Source organism: Thiomonas sp. UBA7699 (assembly GCF_002482605.1).
In the GTDB taxonomy this organism is placed as follows: domain Bacteria; phylum Pseudomonadota; class Gammaproteobacteria; order Burkholderiales; family Burkholderiaceae_C; genus Thiomonas; species Thiomonas arsenitoxydans.
In genome coordinates, this window is sequence record NZ_DLGH01000032.1 from 33,400 (window position 1) to 51,788 (window position 18,389).

The window sequence follows — 18,389 nt, forward strand, 5'->3', positions numbered from 1 at the left end:
TAAAAACAACGACATGGCATAGGACAAATAAAGTCGAATCTTCCCCAACCGCGCAACGAAGATCAGCGAAAAAATTTCCCCCATCGATCCTCAATGACGAGCAGGGGAAATGGAAACGAAATTTCAATTAGGCGGCGGAAAAATCGCGGTTTCACCAGGGGAAGCGCTTTTTTTAGTGGGATATTCCAGGAGTGCAGAAACTGGATACAAAACTGCAGCCAACCTTTTGGCGCTTGACAAATTCCCATTTCCAGTCCGCAGGTTTGAAATCGCCGGGCGGGAGAAAAAGCTGGTTTTGGTGAGTGACATCCAGGCGGCCCTGCTGGGCCAGCCCACCGCGCCGACCCTGCCGCATGAAGTCACTTCTCCACCCGCCCGCCGCGGCCCTGGCCGCCCGCGCAAAACCGTCGCTGCGGGGGCTAAACAATGAGCTGGGCGGCCCGCTGCCAGTCGGCCCTTGACCCCAAGGCCGCCGCCATCCACGCCCGCGCCGCCGGCGCCTTGGACCCCGCCGCCGCGTGGCTGAAGGCCCATGATGGCCGGGACGCAGGGGTTGAGTGGGAAGATGAGCCTGAGCAGACAGAAAAGCAGCTGCGCAGCGCCGCGCGCAGGGGAAAAGGGCAAAGCACCTTTCGGCAGGCTTGGGCTGGCTGGTCAGAAGAGGACACGGCCGACCCTTGCGAGCTGATCGCGGCAGCGCAGTCCGCCGCAGCGCTCGACGCTGCGGCCCTCGCCGCAGCTGATCTGGCCGCAGACTGGGAGTCTCTGGACACTCTGCTGCACGCCACCGCCTGCCGCATCACCCGGCGGCGAGCGCAGCAGTTGCGCGCCCTGCGCATGGCAGAGCTGGAAGTGCAGGGGGTGCTGATATGAGCGCCGAGGCGATGGAAATCGCCTGGGTCTCGCCACTGCGCGCCTCAGACCGCCTGGTTCTCCTCGCTCTGGCCTGGCGCGCGCCCAAGGGCCAGACAGCGGCGGCTGCGCCGGTGTCTGGCCTCGCGCGGCTGGCCGGCCTGAGCCCAGACCAAACCCGCCGAGTCCTGCACCGCCTTGTGGCTGAAGGCGTGATCCGCTGCACTCACCCAGGCGGCGGGCGACAGGCTGCAACCTATGAACTTATCCACACCCCCTTGCACAGCCATGCAACCCCTTGCACAGCTATGCCACCCCACCCCTTGCACAGCTATGCCACCCCACCCCTCGCACAGCTATGCAAGCCAGTAAAAGATAAAAGTAAAAACTCTCCCTCTGCGCGCGCACGCGCGCCTGTGGGGGGCCTTGCACTTGATCAACATGGAATCACCCACAAACAGGGTGACGGGCGCGATGCCGAAGCGCTGCGCCGCATCACTCAGCACGCAGAGGAAGCAGTCGCCCACGCGGTCCGTGCTGCGGCCTGTGAGGACCCCATGGGCCGGGCCTGGCCCAGCAAAGTGCTGCGCCTGCTAACCACCCCCGAGCCCGAGTCACCAGCCCCGCGCCAGGCTGCCGCAACCCCAGCCTGGGCGCAATGCGCTGACTGGCTAAATTGAAGAAAGAAGGACATGCTCAAAATCTCAGAAGTCCAGATCAAAACAGACCGCGCCGCAGGGGCTGAGCAAGCCGATGGCCTCGGGCTCGCCCGGCGCCTGCTGGGTGCCTTGGCCCCCTTGGCCCCCGCGATTTCTTCGCAGACCAGGGACCCAGCGGCGGCCCGGGTCTGGCTGGACTCCTGGGCTCGGCAAATCGCATCGGCCGACCTCACCGCCGCCGAGCTGGCGGCAGGGTTGTCCAGACTCCACACAATCCCGCCCTCGCAGCCCCTTGGATGGCAGCAGTTTTACTCTTGCTGCCGGCCGCGCGATGAGGGGGCAACGGCCGCAGACCTGGAGGCCCGGTGCAGGAACCTTCCAGCCTTGCCTGACCCTGCGGCAGTGCAACGGCGCATCGATGCCGCCCGCCGTGCGCTCACCGACCCCCGGATCGCCAAGTTCCTCCATCGCGTTTCGCCTGACGCTGAATGAACTTGAGGCTCTGCAACCCGCAGGGCAAGGAGAAAAAAATGAGCGCAGATTTCCGTCGATTTGAAATCGAGGCAGTCGGGCCGGGCGAATACCGAATCCGATTATTCGACCGCGCCGCGAATCGCAAGATTGAAATTCCCATGACGCCGCTGGAATCGTCCCTTTGGCTGACCCTGTATGGCCGCATTCTGGAACGAATCGATTTCCAGCGCATGGATTTTGAAAATTCGCAACGACATTAAAAGAGATTGCCATGTTTGACAAATACGATCAAGTCCGTCTGCTGCACTGGAAACTGAAAGTGATTTTCGGGGTGTTTATTCTCGGCGGCATTGCGGGTGCCGTGGCTTATCTCTCCTATTCTCAACTTCTGCAACCCGCGATTGCGTATTGCGCAGGCGCAATCCTGATTCGCATCGCCCCTGATTATTTTATGGGTCTCGGCAATTGGTTATCCATTGCTGTTTACTATTATCAAAGCCTGCAACAGGCCCAAGGCGGGTTTGATTGGGGTAGCACGTGGGTGGCCCTTGCCGCAGGCGCATTCGCCCCTGCAATGGCCGCCATGGCCGTCTTAGCTGGGGTGTTTCGTCGCCGGGAGGCCGAAGAATGAACTTCCTATCTCGAATTTTCACCGCAGCCCGGAATTTCATTCTGATTTTCGGCGCAGCTTATCTCGCCGCCAAACTGCTGCAAATATTCAATCACCCGGCTGCATCGTCATTAACTGCTATCGGCGGATTTATTCTCGCCCTGTATTTTGCATGGGATGCCCTGACGTATCGAGGCGGGGTTAAATCTTCCGTCGCCGATGTGAAAACCGACGCCGCCAATTTGAAAAAGCTGGCGCGTGGTTTTGATCCCGAGTGTTATATCAACCTGAAAAAAGGGATTTTCCTTGGTCTGGACGGGAATCGGAAGCCTGTCTATTACCCTCGGCATGTGATCGACAAAAACCACATTGAGATTTTGGGAGAAAGTGGCGTTGGTAAATCGTCGCTGGCTGGGGTGTTGTTATCTCAGCTCGCCGCAGCAGGGGAAACTGTGGTTGTTTTTGATCCAAAACCCGACCGTATGCTCCCCGGCACCCTGGCCCGGATGGGGGAAAAATTCAGTTTCCCCGTTACTCTCATCGACCTGCGCCCGCAAGCTGGCCCGCAGCTCAATCCTTTCCTGGGATGCCGCCCTGACCAGGTGGAAGAACTGCTCCAAGTCGCGCTCGAACTCGGCAAAACCGGGGATGCTGGCGTCGATTTCTACAGGGGAGGGGACCGCGAGGCCACAAGCTGGATTGCCCAATCTGCGCCGCAGGATGCCGACATCCAGGCCCTCATTGCCGCCGCGAGCCAGGACGACCGCGTGACAGAGAAGGAGAATTTGTGGAGGGAGCTGCGGCAACTCGGCAGGGTGAGGGCGCTCCACACTCAGAAGGGCTTCGACCTGGCCGGTGCGCTGTCCAAGCCCGGCGTGGTGTATGTCATGGGCTCAACCACCCGCCTGGAAATCGTCGCTGCGCAAAAGCTCATCCTCCAAAGAGTTCTGCAAATTTTGGAAGACCGCGCCGACCAGGAACGCCCCGTCTGTCTCTTCCTGGACGAGCTGAAATATCTCTTGTCCCCCGCTGCCCTGCGCGCCGCCGGAACGATCCGCGACCGGAATGCGCATTTGATCTTTGCCCACCAGAGCTTGGGCGATTTGGACGACTGTCCAGGTCTGAATCCCAAAGCGGTGCGAGGGGCGATCTGGGGCAATTCTGGTCTGAAATTTGTTTACAAGTCACTGGATGCGAACACGGCCCGCGAGCTGGAGGCCATCAGCGGCCAGGCCAGCAGCGAAGTCACGTCTGTGACGCGCAGCACGCAGGGGGAGAGCGTCAGCCGCCGGGCGGAAAAGCAGGCCCACATGCCCGCGCATGTCTTCACCCACCTGCCCAAACCAGAGGCCGGAGAAGCCAGTGTTGGAGTCGTAATCGGGCGCGGCCCGGCGACATTTTTGTCTACAAGATGGCTGAAATCTGGCCCAACGCCTGCGCCCGTGACCGTGCCAGAACAGGGCACCGAGCCGCAGGCCCCGCAGCCCTCACCGGATGCCCCCATCGCCACACTGGACGATGACCAGGAGCAACCGGCCGAGCACCAGGCCGAGGCGGAAGCAGTGGAGAACAAACCGGCGCAGACCCCCGAGCCCACGCGCACCACCGCCAACGATTTGAGCGACCTGCTGCGCTCGCACTCCCGCCCGCGCTGATCGTCGCCCGCCACCACCTTGCAGACCAAACCCCCGAGCTGCGGTAGCAGCGGCGCACGCCGCCACCGCAGCCGCCGGTAGGCGGCGGGTTCCCCGCCACGCCCCCCCGCCGTGCATTTCGCCACCCGCTGAATGTGGACGTGGTGTTTACACCGCGTCCACAACCTGCAAACAAAAGGAGCTTCCATGCCCATCATTGCCGATGCCCGAGCGCGGGCCGCCCGCGCTCAAGAAAAGCGTCATCTGATCCTCAGATTTCTGCGCGAAGAGCTGTACACATCGCCGGAAGTGATCTCCGAACTGCTGGGTGTGGAGGCCCGCGCTTCGCGTGCGACCGTCGCTGCCCTGGAGCGCGACGGCCTGGTCAAGCGGCACCCGATCGAGCTTGGCGACGGCCTTGCCCGATTCTGGGTGATCGGCATCACCCCGCGCGGGCAAAGCATGGCGTTTGACCCTGAAAACGAAAACGTCATCGACCGATCCTTCGAGCCCGCGCGATTCTCGCTCGTGAGCCTCAAACACACCCTCGCCGTGCAGCGGGCGCGTATACAAGCTGTAAACACTGGCAAGGTCAAGCAATGGGTTTCGGGTGACAGGCTCGCCGCTGTCAAGAAGGGTATCAAGAAGCCCGACGCCGTGTGCCTCACCACAAGCGGCCAGCGCATCGCCGTCGAGGTCGAGCGCTCTGTCAAAAGCCCGAAGGCGTACCGCGACGTGCTCAGCGGCCACCTGACTGCGATGCACCAGGGCAAATGGAATCGCGTGATCTGGACAAGCCCAGACGCCAAGACCCGCGACCGTGTTCAGCGCCTGATCCTTGGCATCAAACGTCTACAAATCGCGGGCATTGATACCCGAATCGATCCGGCCCTGCATCACGCGAATCTGGCCTTCACGACCTACGAAATGTTTACAAACTGTCTCGCCTAACCCTTCACCTTAACCCACCGAAAGGAGTATCACCATGGCAATCCTCAAGCCCCGCAACCAAGTTAAGACCCGCACGCTCAGCGTGCGGGTGGACGCCGATCTGCTGACGCAGATCGACGCCATCCGCGCCGACGCCGAAGCCGCAGGCTTCGAGTTCGACACGGCGGAAGTCTGCGCGCGTGCGCTCGCCGCCGCCGTCAAGTCCGCTCGCGCCGAACTCGCCGCCGCTGCGCCGCCGCAGGCCGTCCCGTCGCGTCCTGATGCAGCGGTTTTGTAAACACCGTGTCAGCACGATGTTTACAGCGCGTCAGCGCGCCGACTGCGCCGCCCCCGACTCTTCGCGCCGCTTCGCTGGCGGTGAGCCGTGGAGCGACGCTACCGGCGCGAGCAAGCAGCGCGACAAAGGCACGGAAACCGAGCCGGGAACCGCCTCCCTCTCGCTGCGCTCGTGCCCTAGGGGGCACCGGGTGGCTTGCGGGCTGGACGCCCGCATCCCTGCTCGTTTATCCGCCAAAGAAGGGGCGCGACACCCGACCCCGCCGCAGGCGGGTGCGCGCGCAGCACGGGGCCTCGGGGGACAAGCCCCCTAAAACACGGCCCCGCGCTGCGCGCGCACCCGCCTCCTTCGGAGTCGGGGTTTCGGTTTTGCCTGCCTGGGTTCGCTTCGCTCTCCCAGCCAGTCAAACCCTCATCCTGCGCCCGACTGCGCGCCGGGTTCGCTTCGCTCTCCCAGCGCTTCGTCGCCAGTGCCTGCGGCCCTGGTGCCCCTGGACGGGGCAGGCTTGGATCGGCTCCGGCTCGCTTCGCTCACCGGCCCGACCTGCGTTCACGGCACTCCTGCGCTGCGCTTCGTCGTGTCCGTTCTCTTGTGTCGCGCGGGCTGCGCCCCCAACGATCACCGGGGCCGTGGGCGGCCCCTGACCACGGCACAGGGCTTGCGCCCGCCCCCTGAACGGGGGCGCCCCTGCGGGGCTGTGTCGCGTGGTCTGATCGTCGGCCCCCCCGCCTGCGCCCCTGGAGGGCGCAGGGGCTGCGGCAAGACGCCCACTCCCTGCGGTCGGGGCTTTGCCTTGCCCCGCAGTGTTGGTCGTGTCTTCGCCTCACGCCGGTCTCGCCTTTGGGCGATCCCGACGTGTGCGCTCGCACTCCCGCCCTGCGGCTCCCATAAGCCGCCTCGTTGGGCGGCCAACCCACCCGCATGCGCGGAGTAGGAGCCGCTGCGCGGCAACTGCAGCCGCATGCGCGGCGAAGAGCGCGGCGCATTTCGCCAGCCGCTGAATACCCATGCGGCACTCGCCGCGCTCAACCCTACAGCCCAGAAGGAGCCTCACCATGATCGAGAAACTTCATGACCAGATCGAAGCCATCCGCGCCAAGCTCGACCCCATCGCCGAGCGGTTCGGCGTGTCGCCCAAGCTGCTCTATGCGCTCGCCGCCTTCGGCGTGCTGCTCGCCATCGCCGTAGTGAGCGGGCTGTTGTCCGGGCAACCGACACCCGCCCAGCTCGAAGCCGCAAGGCCGGTTGTGGCGCCGTCGCCGCCCGCGCCAGTCGCCCAGCAGGCCCCGGCAGTCACCCCGGTTCAGCCCCAGCCAGCCGCCGCAAGCGCCCCAGCACCGGCACCCGCAGGGGCGGTGCAGGCCGTGCTTCCGGCCATCGCAGCGTCATCCATGCCGGTGAAGTCCGGGACGTGGCAACTGACCGTCCAGACCGTCGTCGCCGGGCCGGGGCAAGACCCGACGACGCTTGCAGGTCAGACCGTCGGAACGGTCATCAATTCGTCACCGACGGCGAGTTTTTCTGGCGCAGTGCCGACCAGCATGGCGAATTTTGTGACCGCAGGCAAGCCGGTTCGGCTTGCCTATTCCTTCGATTTCAACGCACCCGCGACCGGCAGCTATCTCATCACTGCCAACCTTGCAGGCAATGCTTCGGCGAGCGTGCGGGTGATGCTCGATGGCCGCGCCGACGCCCTCATGACCCTGAAGCGGGCCTATAACCACTTGTGGTCTCCCGACGCGCCCGCGCAAGCCAGTTCGGCCAGCGTGACGCTCGCAGCGGGCTTCCATTCCATCGAGGCCGTGCTGGACACCACGGCGGCAACTTCGGCAGCCCACGCGCCCACGCTCGACTTCTATATCAAACCAGCCACGGCTCCCATGCCTTCGGCCATGGTGCCCCTGTGGCCTGCCTCCGCCCCGGCTGCGCCGGTGGCGGCCTCGCAACCCGGCCAGGAGGTTCACCATGGATGATTTCTTGAAATGGTGGCTGGTTCCGGCCACGGCAGGCTTGATGATTCTCGGCCTGTATCTCATCTCGCCGGTCGGCTTCGCTGCGCTCGCCTGCGGCATCGCCTGGACCAAATGGCGGCGGCGTGAGGTGCCCCTAAAAAGTTTCTTTCTGGGGCGCCCGGCGGTCCTGTCGGCCCTGTTTTTCTTGGCGGGTGCAGGTGCATCCATGGCCTTGCAATCCCTCTTCGCCATCGCCCACGGCGTCACGCTGGGGCGTGTCGGCCTGGCGCTCGGCGCAGGCGGCGCGGCCTTCGCCGCCGCCGCACTCATTCACCGCATCGTTGAAGGAAAGATCATGCCCAACCTGTTCGATCTCGCCACCGACAAACAGGCCCTCGAAGCCTTCCTGCAGGGCCGGCCTGAGCCGGTCGCTGCGGAAGGCGGCCAGTTCGTGGACTTCTCGGATGTTGATCCCGCCGTCGCCATCGCAGCCATCCGTGAACAGGTCATCGGCCAGGATGCCATCGTCGCCGATGTGGTCCAGACCTTGTTCCGGCGGGCGCAATTGCGCCGCAAGAACAAGCCGCTGGCCGTGCTGATGTTTGCCGGAGCCACCGGCAGCGGCAAGACCGAGTTAGCCAAGACTGTCGCCGAACTCCTGTTCGAGGGGAACCTGATCCGGCTGGACTGCGCCGAGATGACCGAAGCCAGCAGCACCCAGCGGCTGATCGGTTCGCCGCCGGGCTATCTGGGGTCGGAACAGGGCGGTTTTCTGGTGCGAGAGATCATGCGCATGGGGATCGGGGTGATCCTGCTCGATGAGATCGAGAAAGCCCACGCGGACGTGTACAAGCTGCTGCTCGCTCTGATGGATGAAGGGCGCATCACCGAGCAGGCCACGAACCGCACAGCCAGCGCAACCGGCTTTGTGGTCATTCTGACCACGAATGCCGAGCATGCGCACATCGCTCAAATCGTGCGCGATGTGGCCGACGTGGAGCAGCGCCGCGCCCAGGTGCGCGATGCGCTGCGCTCCACCTTCGCGCCGGAACAACTGGCGCGGATCGATGAAATCTACAGCTTCGGTGAACTCGACCGGCGGGCCGTGGGCGAGATTGTCACCAAGTTCCTTCTGCAATTCGCCGCCGATGTGGGCGTCAAACTGCAGTCGGTCGATACCGCCTTGCTGATCGACCTCATCATCAAGCGGGAAAAGCTCGCCGCCTACGGCGTGCGAGAAATCGTGCGCCTGGTCGAAAAGGCCACGCTCGACGGCATGCTGGACGCCCGCGCAGCGGGCTATCCAGCCGTCTCCATCGGGCTGGACGGTGAGCGCGTGCGCGTCACCGGCATCCCAGCCGAGCAGGTCGGGGCGGCTATAGCCGCCCGGCGCTGACGCGCCCGCGCCCGTGGACAGCCGGGCGTGTGGACAAGCCGCGCTCGCGCCGGGCCTGTCTGACGACCGCCTCGGCTTGGCTTGCCCACACTGCCTGCCCACCGCCGAACCACCCGGAGCAAGACCATGACCAACAAGCCACACCCCGACGACATCCCCTGATCAGCATTCCTTGGTGAGCAGCTTCCCGGCCTCGTGCCGGGTTTTTTGCGCCCGGCGAGCCCTGATGCAAGTCTCCCCAGCGGGCAAGCACGGCGTGCGCAGGTTGCCCCGACTTTTCCGGCCCCCAAGCGCTTGCACGCGCCGCGCCAGGGCAAGCCTGGCACGCCCCCTGCCGCTCAAGGCCGGGGCCGAAAAAGCTCGTTTCGTGAGGGCAACCCGCCCACCCGCGCCGGCGGCTCCGGCATCAGGAGATCGACATGCAGCAACTTCACACCCAGCAGCACGAAGCCCCTCTGTCCCTCTGGATCGCGGGCGGCATCGCAGCACTCGCGTACATCACCGCGCTGCACTTTGCCACCTACTGGACGCTCGCAGGCACTTTCGCAATCGCCGCAGCCGTCAGCGCCGTTCGGTGGCTTCGCAGCAATCGCTAGACAGCAGCCGCTCCACACACCCCGCTTCGGCGGGGTTTTTTCTGCCTGGTTCGGCGGCGCATTTCGCCAGTCGCTGAAGAGATGCAAGACCCACTCAAGGAGACTTGCATGTCTTACCTGAAAACCCTGGCCGCAGCGTCGCTGCTGGCCATCACCACGATCACCGCAGCACACGCCGCCGACGCACCGGCGCCGCGACTCTCGCTCGATCTCAACCTGGCCAGCGTCCACACCGAAGCATGGGCGCGGCGCGAGCTGAACCAGGTCAATCCGGGGCTGGGCCTGGAATACCAAGCCAGCCCGGATGTCGGCTACGCCGTGGGCTTCTACCGCAACAGCTACCGACGCACCAGCGCCTACGCGCTGGGCATCTGGACACCCTTGCACCTCGCCATCCCCGGCGGCCTGACGGCCAGCGCCGGGCTGGCGGCAGGCTTGGTCTCCGGCTACACGCGCACCGAATGCCCCGTGCGGCCGTTGGCCGCCGGGGCCGTGCTGCGCATCCGCGACCGCGACGGCTTCGGCATCAACCTGTTTGCCGTGCCGAACACACCGCACGGCGGCTCGGGCTTCATCGGTCTGCAGTTCGTCGCGCCGATCTGAGGCATTTCGCCACTCGCTGAATACCTACAGCGGGGGTGCTGTGCCCCCGCCCAACCAGAAAGGCATCACCAATGAAAATGATCAAAACTCTGATCAAAACTCGGCTTGTCCTGGCGCTGTCGGCCGTCGCCCTGACCCCTGCGGCCTGGTCTGCGACCACAGCCACAGGCGGCACTGGCACGACCGCAGGCGTCTGCCAGCAGACCGGCGCTGCGCCAAATGGAAACCTCGCGTGTGGCCAAGGGGCCGTGGCCAGTGCATCAACCTACGGCGGCGCCATTGCCATCAGCCCGCAGGGCACGATGCCCTCGACCGCAAGCGGCGACTTCTCAATCGCAGTGGGCACCAATACGACCGCGAGCGGCCTGCACGCCGTCGCGGTTGGGCCCGGCGCGACGAGTTCAGGCACCGACTCTGTGGCGCTCGGCGCGGGCTCGAACGATGGGGGGCAATCCAATGTGGTGAGTGTCGGCAACACACTGCCCGGCGGCCAGCGAAAGATCATCAACCTCGCAGCCGGGGCTCTGGCCTATGGCTCGACCGATGCAGCAACCGCAGGGCAGGTTTACAGCGCGACAAGCCAACTCGCCTTCGCGCTGGGCGGTGGCGCAAGCGCCACGCCCACAGGGCTGATGCCCCCGGCCTACACCATCAACGGCGCAACCTATACCGATGTTGGCAGCGCCCTGCAGGCGCTGGCCAACACGCCCACCCCCGCTGGACTATGCCAGTACAGCGCCTCGGGAGGCATCATCTGCGGCCACAACACCACGGCGGCTGCAAGCGCCGTGGCGCAAGGCGATGGCGCCAGCGCCGGCTACGCCGGCAGCCTGGCCATCGGCGCAGGGGCAACCATCCTCGCACCGACTGTGCAAGATGGCCACACCACCGGGGCGATTGCCATCGGCCAGGGCGCGCAGGCCAATGCCGATCCCGCAGTGGCGCTGGGGAACAACGCTCAGGCCACGGGCATCAACTCGGTGGCCGTTGGCGACACGGCCGTCGCCAGTGGTGTCTGGTCGGTTGCATTGGGTCCTAATGCCTCATCCGGCGGGGCGGCTAGCACGGCACTGGGCAACTATGCCCAGGCCAGCGGGGCGCTCGGGACCGCAGTCGGAAGCAACGCGAACGCGGCGGGTGGATGGTCGACTGCCATCGGCCAGGGCGCGCAGTCCAATGGCTCAAACAGCGTGGCATTGGGCGCGCAATCCGTCGCCAACCGTCCCAACTCGGTCAGCGTGGGCAATGCGGCCACTGGGCAAACGCGCCAGATCACCAATGTCGCCCCAGGCACCATGGGCACCGATGCCGTGAATCTGGATCAGCTCAAGGCCGCGACGGCAGGGATCGTGAACCAGGCCAATCAGCACGCCGACCAGGTGGCCGCGATGGCTGCCGCCACGTCGATGACCCCGCAATTTGGCCCGCGCGGCTATGCCTTGACGGCTGCTGTCGCAGGCGTGGGCTCGCAAAGCGCTGTCGGCGTGGGCTTTGCCCGCGCCTTCCAGTTCCACGACCACCCCGCCTACTGGCAAGCCAGTGTCGGCTTTAACGGCGGCAGCGGCACCGCTGCGGTGAAGGTCGGTGGCTCGATCGGCTGGTAAGCAAGACGCCCGGCCCTTGTGGGCCGGGCAGTCCTTGAAAGACTCCCATGAACAATCTCGACATCAATCTGGACCTGCGCGAGCCAGACATCATCGCGCTCATGCACGCCGCAGACGCCGTTGACGCTGGTCACTGGCTGATGCGCTGCCCCGCACATCGCGGGGCCAGCGCATCGAGCCTGGAAGTGACTCTCGCAGCGGGGCGGTACACGCTGCGCTGCAACTGCGGCTGCTCGCCTGCGGCGATCATCGCCGCCGCGCTCGCCCTGGCGCAGGCGCGTGTGGCGGGGCTCGCCGCATGAATCCGCCCCGCATGAAAAAACCCCTGCGGCAAATCCTGGAGGAATTCCCGCAGGCCAAGGCCCGCCCGACAAAGGGCGGGCACTGGGTGATCGACACGCCACGCGGCCCGGTTTTTGTCTCTGCTACCCCCAGCGACTGGCGCGTGGTGCGCGTGGTGCGCGCCGAGCTGCGCCGGCGCTTTGCGCCATGAGCCCGCGCGCAGCCTTTCGGCTCGTGCTCGCTGGCCGCATTCTGCGGCTGCGCGGGCACCGCATCGCCTGCGACGATGGCGAGGCGTATCCGCTGGCGGTGCTGCGCGCCGTGCTGGCTTTGCCAGCCGACGTGCGCGAGGTGTTGAAAGTTGAGGTGGATTTTCTGGAATCGCTGGGGCCGCACGCGGCGCCCAGTGAGGTGATCCGCGAGCGCTGGGCGGAGCGTTTGCCATCCGGCGAGCAGGGGCCGTAGCCCAGCTCGATTGTCCACATCTTCCGTGGATAACTCGATGCCGATCTGCGCTGCAATCTTTGCCCTGCAAGGGTCTCAAGGGCAGACCATCGGGCTGCCTCGACAGTGTGCAATCCCCAGCCAGCGCCCGCAAGGCGGGCGTGGATACGCCGCTGCGCGGCGCCAACGGGGCTTTGCCCCGCATGGTGCGGGTGAGGTTTTCCGCGTGCGAGTCCACCGGGCGGTTCTCAGCGATCAGCCGGGCACGCGACTTTCCGCGCCTTTCAGGGTCGGGCTAAAGCCCTCTGCAAGCGTCACGCCAGGCGCGATGAACCTGCGCCTGTCATGCCCCTTGCCGCCCTTCATGCCAGTCACTCCCTTCGGTCGTGTCAGGCACCGGCTTGAAAGGTCGTCGGGTGAGTGCCCGACCGACCGATGAGAACCTGAACCACCCCGGAGAACCAGCATGCACACAGCAACCCTCAACACCCCCCGCACCACGCAGAGCGCCGCTCCGTCCACGCAGGCCCTCACTCCCAATGAGGGGGTGAACACCGAGCCAAAACTGGTGCTGATGAGCTGGGCCGAATGGGCAGCGACACCGAAGGATTACAGGCTGGAGAAGGGCACGCAGCGCTGGGTGATGCGCGCCCACCCGGCAGGCGGCGTCGGGCTGTTCCCTGTCCACATCACCGGCTGACCCCCCCCCGCCCGGCTCGTTGGCCGGGCCAATCCCACAGAAGCAACTTCCAGGAGCAACCACCATGCAAACCACGACCGACACCATGCGTGAATTTTTCGGCGAACCGATCTCCACCTACACCCGCGCCCAGGCCATCGAGGACGGGCAACTGATCGACGTGTCCACCGTCGCCCGCGAGGCCGGCATTGTCTGGCCCGTGGCGCTGACCAGTGCCGCCTGGGCCGACTGTGTGGAGTGGACCGACACCACCGAGGCCCGCAAGGGCTACACCGGGCAAAGCGAATCCGGCAGGCTGTGGGACGTGGTGTGGATGCTCAGCCTGGCCGTTCGTGGCGCGTTGCGCCGTGGGTTGGACGCCAGCCAGCAGCCGCTTTATTTCAGCCTGTTGCGCACGCCCACGGCAGGCCGGGGCGTCCAGCCCCGCAAAGTGACCTTGAAATTCATGGTCGGCCCCGACGACAACGGCCGCCCCTGCATCACCGTGATGCTGCCCAGCGAAGACTGAACCCCGGCCCCGGCGCAAGGCCGGGGCATTTCGCCACCTGCTGAATCAGCATGCGGCCCGGCGTGGGCCGCGTCCTGACTTGGAGTCTCCACTATGAAGAAAACCCTTTCCCTCACTGCCGCAGCGCTCGCCTTGCTGGCGCTCGGCGGCTGCGCCACCAACCCCATGATGGGCACCGGCACGCCCCAGGCCAGCGCCCAGGGCTACAGCATCAGCGGTGCGCAGTCCGTGCAGAGCGTTGCCCTCGGCACCGTGCTTGCCGTGCATGCCGTCGTCATCGCCGGGCAAGCCTCCGGCGCTGGGGCCATCGGCGGCGCCCTGGCGGGCGGCGCCATCGGCCACCAGATCGGCAACGGCACAGGGCAGAAGCTGGCCACCATCGCGGGCGCCCTGGCAGGTCTCATGGGCGGCCAGGCGCTCGAAGGCGCAGCTAGCAAGGAATCGGGCTTGCTCGTGACCGTCAAGCTCGATGACGGCCGGATGCTCGCCATCACCCAGGCCGCCGATGTGCAGCTCACCGTAGGCGAGCGCGTGCAGGTCCTGATGGACCGCACCGGCAAGGCTCGGGCCTTGCCGCTGGGCTGAGGGAGACTGCCATGCGTTCGCGGATTTTCAAAATCGAACTGCTGTTCGCCCTGCTGGGCCTGATCCTGGTCGGGGCCTTCGCAGGCCCCGCATGGGCGCTGTTGGGCGCCCTGGCGGGGCTGCTGGCATGGGCCGCCCTCAAGAAAGGCGCGGCGCTGCTGTTGCTCAAGGCTCTGCGCACGCCTGCGGCTTGGCTTGCCCTGCTGGGCGCCATCGCAGGCGCCCTGGCGGGCGGCTCACTCTGGGCGCTGGTCGGCGCCGCCGGGGGCTTGGCCGCCTGGCTGGCCCTGGTCGAGCTGCGGGACAAACTGCGCGGGGAGGGCTGATCGATCATGCATCACTTCGACCTTGTGCACATGATTATCAGCAGCCTGGTGCATGGGCTGATCTATGCATCCGTGTTCAAGCTCTTCCATCACCTGAGCCTGGCCGGCGCCATCCTCGCTGCCGCCTTCGGCGTGGCGGCAGTCTGGCTTGCAGCCAAGCTGCTCCAAAGGCGCGGATAACCGTTTATCCTTGCGTTGCTTGCCGGGCTGCGCGCCCGGCTTTTTTACGCCCGCCCCAGCCCCTCGATCGTCAGCCCGCGCTCGACCGCCTGGCGAATCGCCAGATTGATGACTGCGGCCCGTGACTGGCCGATCTGTCCAGCCAGCGCGTCTACCCTGGCCAGCAGCTCCGGCGCGATGGTGAGCGTGATTTGCCTTTTGTGCCCCAACATCACCCCCTTGACCGCCGCCTTGGGCAGCGGCGCAGCATCCGGCGCCCCGCCGATAAACGCATCAACCGCCTTCCCCTTCGGTTTCACAATCGCCATTGCATTGTCCTTTCAGTCTCGTTCAATCTCGGATTGATATTAAAACAATGCGTTGACGAGGGCTTGCAGCTCATCGACCGCCTTGCGATCCACCGGCTTGGCTTCCAAGACCGAAAGCCCCGAGCCCGCCGCGTTGGCGTAAGCCTTGCGCCGTCGCAACGGCGTCGCCATGTACTCGAACTGCGGCACGTCGGCCACCGCAGCAGCGGCTTCGATGTTGTCGGCCGAACTCTCCCCCGGATCGGCGCAGTTCAGGACCGCGAACGCCCGCAGCCCATCCCGCACGCTGCGTGCCTCATCGACCAGGCCGGCAATGTCATTCAGCGCCCACACGTCATAGGACCGCGGCTGGAAGGGCACCACCAGCACATCGGCCAGCACCAGGGCGGCACGCAGCGCCGTGGAATCCCGCCCGCCCGCGTCAATAACGATGTCGTCAAACTTGCGCGCCTGCTGCTGCACCTGGCCCCGAAGCACTGCGCCATCGGGATACTGCGCACAGGCAATGCCTGGGCGATGCCCACCCTCTGCCCGGATGCTGATGGCCGTCTGGGCGGTGCCCTGCCGGTCCCCATCGATCAGCCATACATCACGCCCCGCCAGCGCCCGCGAAATCGCAATATTTACGGCGAGCGTGGTCTTGCCTACGCCGCCTTTTGTGTTCCCCACGCAAACGATCATAACAATCTCCGATTAATATTAAACAGAGTTTATTGTGATCTTATAAAAGGATGATTGCAATAGGTTTTTGGCAAATTCTCCCGCCCTGTTGCACGTACGCGCCACCAGGCGCAGCCGCCGGTAGGCGGCGGGTCAACCGAGTGCGGGGCGGGGTAAAAATCTTCACTTTCGGCGCACACATCTCCCCTGCAGAAGATGACCACCGGGCGACCTATGCCCGGTAACTGCAGCGCGGCTCAACTCCCCGCGCAAGCGGAACCAGGGGCAACCCTGGCGGCGGCCAGCGGGCCGCCATCACCGGGCAGGGGGCTTCAGACACCCCCGGCCCGGCCCCATAGGGGGTTATCCCAGCTTCCGCGCCAGCTTTTCCGCCTCGATGTGCGTGTAACGCTTGAGCATGGACAGGCTTTTGTGTCCCGTCATGCTCGCCACTTCCATGATGCCCAGGCCCTTCTCGAACAGGCGCGACGTGGCCTCATGGCGCAGATCGTGAAAGCGCAGATCAGCCAGAAACGCGGGGTCGGGCCGGGTGCGCTGCGCGTCGCACTCGGCTTCGTACAGGCGCCTAGCGCGGGTGCGACAGCTCTTCCAGACAGGTTCGAAATTGTTCGTGTTTTTCCAGCTAAAGACCTTGCCGTCGATTCGGCGCGGCATGCCTTGCAACGCCGACAACGCGGACCCGGACAACGCGACCGTGCGTGAACTGCCATTTTTGGTACGCGGCAGGTGAGCCGTGCGCCTGGCCAAGTCGATGTGTTCCCATCGCAGTGAGAGAAGCTCACCGAGTCGCATGGATGTTTCCACTGCAAGCACCAGGATGGGCCTGATCTCCCGCGATACCCTCAGCCGAGCGCCGGGCACCGTGGCGCGCATCAGATAGTCCCACTCGCCCGGCTTCAATCGCCTGTCGCGAGCGCACCCGGCTTCGCTGGGCTTTTTTACGCCCCGCACCGGGTTGCCCGCGGGCAAGTGGATCGATAGTTCGTTCTCCGCGTACCGGAACATCGCTGAAGCGGCCTGCAGGTAATGCTTGACGCTGGACGCGCTGAGTCCGCTCGCCAACAAGCTGTCTCTCCACGCGGCTACATCGATGGCGCGCACATTGGCAAGGAAAAGCGGGCCGAAGCGCTCTCGAACGCCGGTGATGTACACGCGCAGCGAGCGATAGGAGCGCATGGCGGTTACTGTCTCCTCGTACCTATCGGCCAACTCCTTGACCGTTACCCGCGCGGCATCGTTGCGCAATGCCGCCGTGTTGCCTCTCTGTGCTTCGCGCTCAATTTCCCTGGCCCAGGACTCGGCGTCGGACAGTAGATCAAAGGTGCGCGAAATAGACGGCATGCCTCGCCTGCGTACCTGCGCCCGGTATCCGTTTTTCCTCTTCTCGATATAGGCCATAGCTTCTCCGAACGGTCGTTCGATTCCCCCTATATTCCCCCAAATGAGGAATTCTCACGACAAGAATCAAGCATTCATGCGGGTTATAAGCCTAACCTATTTTCTCTTGATGGGCGACTGGGTGATGTGGTGGCAGATGCTGACGCATCGGCTGTGACGGGCGGTTCCGATAGCAGTTGAGCCAGACTCCAGTCGCGCTCTTCATCGCTGAGCATGTGGCCGAGCAGCGCCGAGGTGTGAGCAGCGCGCTTTTTATCGAGCAGCAGCGCGTCGATCAAGGGCCCAATGGGCGTGGCCTCGGGGTTGCAGAGCAGCGCCCAGCGCGAGGGGCTGCGGGGCTTGGCGGCGACCTTGCCGATCCAGCCCAGACGTTCCAGCACGGTGAGCAGGTCTTGCAATTGCAGGGGATCGATGCGCAGGCGCTTGGAGAGTTGATCGGCGGGCAGGCCGCAATCGGGTGCGAGGCGCGCGCCGTGGAGCAGCTTGAGCACTTGCACCGCGTTGAGAAACTCGGCGCCGGCATAGCCGTCCAGCCGGATCGCGCGCACACGCAGCGAAGGCAGATAAGCCGCAATCATGGCACCGACCAGCACGGCGATCCAGCTGAAGTAGATCCACAACAGCAGCAGGGGCAGGGCCGCGAAGGTGCCGTAGACCGCGGTGTAGGTGGTGACGGTGGAGAAATACCAGGCCAGCGCCCGCCCGCCCAGACTGAAGGCCAGCGCGGCGACGAATCCGCCAATGAGCGCATCGCGCCAACGCACTTCGGTGTTGGGAATAAAGCGGAACAGCGCCGCCAGCGCCACAGCCATGACGGCCCACGAAGCAAAGCTCAGCAAGGCGCTGGCCCCGCCGGGCAGGTGATGCAGCAAGCCGCGGTGTGCGCCAGCGACGAAGCTCATCAGACCGATACTCGCGCCCAGCACCAGTGGGCCGAGGGTGAAACCGGCCCAGTAGAGCAGCACGCGCTGCGCCAGCGAACGGGGCCGCGGGGTGCGCCAGATGGCGTTGAGCGCACGGTCGACGGTCAGCATCATCGAAGTGGCGGTGACGATGAGAAAAACCACGCTGACCACTCCGAGGCTCTTGGCCTTGGCGGCGAAATCGCTGAGGTAGTGATACACCTTATCCGAGATGCCATCGGGCAGCATGGTTTGCGCCAGATGCGCCTGGATCTGCCCCTGCATTCTGTCGAACGCCGGAAACGCGGTGAACACCGCCAGCACCACGGTGAGCAGGGGCACCAGGGAGATGAGGGTGGTGAAGGTGAGACTACCCGCGGTTTGCGCCAGATTGTCCTGAGCAAAGCGTCGGGCCAGGGTGCGCAGGCTGGCGAGCAGGGTGTCGGAGGGGCGAAGGCGGGGCATGG

Annotated in this window: 25 protein-coding genes; 20 read left to right on the top strand and 5 right to left on the bottom strand. The window is 65.1% G+C overall.

Going from position 1 to position 18,389, the window contains the following annotated elements:
• Positions 1-109: 109 nt before the first annotated feature.
• Positions 110-430, top strand: a complete 321-nt coding sequence (locus tag B3H47_RS14090) for a hypothetical protein (protein WP_286987632.1) — start codon at positions 110-112, stop codon at positions 428-430.
• Positions 427-873: a hypothetical protein gene (locus B3H47_RS14095; protein ID WP_286987634.1), complete on the top strand. Its 447-nt coding sequence runs from the start codon at positions 427-429 to the stop codon at positions 871-873. Before B3H47_RS14090 ends, B3H47_RS14095 begins: the two co-directional genes overlap by 4 nt.
• 44 nt (positions 874-917) lie before the next feature.
• Here the strand turns inward: B3H47_RS14095 and B3H47_RS14100 are convergent, their stop codons facing one another.
• Positions 918-1,142, bottom strand: a complete 225-nt coding sequence (locus B3H47_RS14100; protein WP_286987635.1) for a hypothetical protein — start codon at positions 1,140-1,142, stop codon at positions 918-920.
• A gap of 899 nt (positions 1,143-2,041) precedes the next feature.
• On the opposite strand from B3H47_RS14100, the gene B3H47_RS14105 reads away from it, so the two are divergent.
• The 18 genes from B3H47_RS14105 to B3H47_RS14190 all read left to right on the top strand — a co-directional run bounded on the left by B3H47_RS14105 (position 2,042) and on the right by B3H47_RS14190 (position 14,633).
• Entirely contained in the window at positions 2,042-2,245 is a 204-nt protein-coding gene (locus B3H47_RS14105; protein WP_286987636.1) for a hypothetical protein, read from the top strand.
• An 11-nt stretch (positions 2,246-2,256) separates the two neighbouring features.
• On the top strand, positions 2,257-2,616 hold the full coding sequence (locus B3H47_RS14110) for a hypothetical protein (protein ID WP_286987638.1): 360 nt from the start codon (positions 2,257-2,259) through the stop codon (positions 2,614-2,616).
• Entirely contained in the window at positions 2,613-4,250 is a 1,638-nt protein-coding gene (locus B3H47_RS14115) for a type IV secretory system conjugative DNA transfer family protein (protein ID WP_286987639.1), read from the top strand. Before B3H47_RS14110 ends, B3H47_RS14115 begins: the two co-directional genes overlap by 4 nt.
• A 186-nt stretch (positions 4,251-4,436) precedes the next feature.
• Positions 4,437-5,180, top strand: a complete 744-nt coding sequence (gene mobC / locus B3H47_RS14120) for a MobC family replication-relaxation protein (RefSeq protein WP_286987640.1) — start codon at positions 4,437-4,439, stop codon at positions 5,178-5,180.
• Between the two features lie 34 nt (positions 5,181-5,214).
• Entirely contained in the window at positions 5,215-5,457 is a 243-nt protein-coding gene (locus B3H47_RS14125) for a hypothetical protein (protein ID WP_286987642.1), read from the top strand.
• A 1,055-nt stretch (positions 5,458-6,512) separates the two neighbouring features.
• Complete coding sequence (locus B3H47_RS14130) at positions 6,513-7,430, top strand: hypothetical protein (protein ID WP_286987645.1); 918 nt, start codon at positions 6,513-6,515, stop codon at positions 7,428-7,430.
• The gene (locus tag B3H47_RS14135; RefSeq protein ID WP_286987648.1) at positions 7,423-8,805 is read left to right on the top strand and encodes an AAA family ATPase; all 1,383 of its coding nucleotides are present in this window, start codon (positions 7,423-7,425) and stop codon (positions 8,803-8,805) included. The genes B3H47_RS14130 and B3H47_RS14135 overlap by 8 nt, the downstream gene beginning before the upstream one ends.
• A 419-nt stretch (positions 8,806-9,224) precedes the next feature.
• The gene (locus tag B3H47_RS14140; protein ID WP_286987650.1) at positions 9,225-9,401 is read left to right on the top strand and encodes a hypothetical protein; all 177 of its coding nucleotides are present in this window, start codon (positions 9,225-9,227) and stop codon (positions 9,399-9,401) included.
• A 108-nt stretch (positions 9,402-9,509) separates the two neighbouring features.
• Positions 9,510-10,004 (top strand): hypothetical protein, encoded by a 495-nt coding sequence (locus tag B3H47_RS14145; RefSeq protein ID WP_286987651.1) that lies wholly within the window; start codon positions 9,510-9,512, stop codon positions 10,002-10,004.
• A 71-nt stretch (positions 10,005-10,075) separates the two neighbouring features.
• Positions 10,076-11,608, top strand: coding sequence for a hypothetical protein (locus tag B3H47_RS14150; protein ID WP_286987653.1), 1,533 nt, complete (start codon positions 10,076-10,078; stop codon positions 11,606-11,608).
• 47 nt (positions 11,609-11,655) lie between these two features.
• On the top strand, positions 11,656-11,910 hold the full coding sequence (locus B3H47_RS14155; protein ID WP_286987655.1) for a hypothetical protein: 255 nt from the start codon (positions 11,656-11,658) through the stop codon (positions 11,908-11,910).
• Entirely contained in the window at positions 11,907-12,101 is a 195-nt protein-coding gene (locus tag B3H47_RS14160) for a hypothetical protein (RefSeq protein ID WP_286987657.1), read from the top strand. Before B3H47_RS14155 ends, B3H47_RS14160 begins: the two co-directional genes overlap by 4 nt.
• Positions 12,098-12,355, top strand: a complete 258-nt coding sequence (locus B3H47_RS14165; RefSeq protein WP_286987658.1) for a hypothetical protein — start codon at positions 12,098-12,100, stop codon at positions 12,353-12,355. Before B3H47_RS14160 ends, B3H47_RS14165 begins: the two co-directional genes overlap by 4 nt.
• Positions 12,356-12,800: 445 nt before the next feature.
• Positions 12,801-13,034 (top strand): hypothetical protein, encoded by a 234-nt coding sequence (locus B3H47_RS14170; RefSeq protein ID WP_286987660.1) that lies wholly within the window; start codon positions 12,801-12,803, stop codon positions 13,032-13,034.
• A gap of 64 nt (positions 13,035-13,098) precedes the next feature.
• Entirely contained in the window at positions 13,099-13,542 is a 444-nt protein-coding gene (locus B3H47_RS14175) for a DUF6573 family protein (protein ID WP_286987661.1), read from the top strand.
• Positions 13,543-13,635: 93 nt separating this feature from the next.
• Positions 13,636-14,127 carry a glycine zipper 2TM domain-containing protein gene (locus tag B3H47_RS14180; RefSeq protein ID WP_286987662.1) on the top strand — a complete coding sequence of 164 codons (492 nt, stop codon included), beginning with the start codon at positions 13,636-13,638 and terminating at the stop codon, positions 14,125-14,127.
• An 11-nt stretch (positions 14,128-14,138) separates the two neighbouring features.
• The gene (locus B3H47_RS14185; RefSeq protein WP_286987664.1) at positions 14,139-14,453 is read left to right on the top strand and encodes a hypothetical protein; all 315 of its coding nucleotides are present in this window, start codon (positions 14,139-14,141) and stop codon (positions 14,451-14,453) included.
• 30 nt (positions 14,454-14,483) lie between these two features.
• The gene (locus tag B3H47_RS14190; RefSeq protein WP_286987666.1) at positions 14,484-14,633 is read left to right on the top strand and encodes a hypothetical protein; all 150 of its coding nucleotides are present in this window, start codon (positions 14,484-14,486) and stop codon (positions 14,631-14,633) included.
• A gap of 44 nt (positions 14,634-14,677) precedes the next feature.
• On the opposite strand, the gene B3H47_RS14195 is transcribed toward B3H47_RS14190, so the two are convergent.
• The 4 genes from B3H47_RS14195 to B3H47_RS14210 form a co-directional block, all read right to left on the bottom strand.
• On the bottom strand, positions 14,678-14,941 hold the full coding sequence (locus B3H47_RS14195) for a CopG family transcriptional regulator (protein WP_286987668.1): 264 nt from the start codon (positions 14,939-14,941) through the stop codon (positions 14,678-14,680).
• 39 nt (positions 14,942-14,980) lie between these two features.
• Positions 14,981-15,622: an AAA family ATPase gene (locus B3H47_RS14200; protein WP_286987669.1), complete on the bottom strand. Its 642-nt coding sequence runs from the start codon at positions 15,620-15,622 to the stop codon at positions 14,981-14,983.
• A 342-nt stretch (positions 15,623-15,964) separates the two neighbouring features.
• A complete protein-coding gene (locus B3H47_RS14205; RefSeq protein WP_286987670.1) occupies positions 15,965-17,020 on the bottom strand; it encodes a tyrosine-type recombinase/integrase in 1,056 nt (351 codons plus the stop codon).
• A gap of 83 nt (positions 17,021-17,103) precedes the next feature.
• Entirely contained in the window at positions 17,104-18,387 is a 1,284-nt protein-coding gene (locus B3H47_RS14210; protein WP_286987671.1) for a YihY family inner membrane protein, read from the bottom strand.
• Positions 18,388-18,389: the final 2 nt, after the last annotated feature.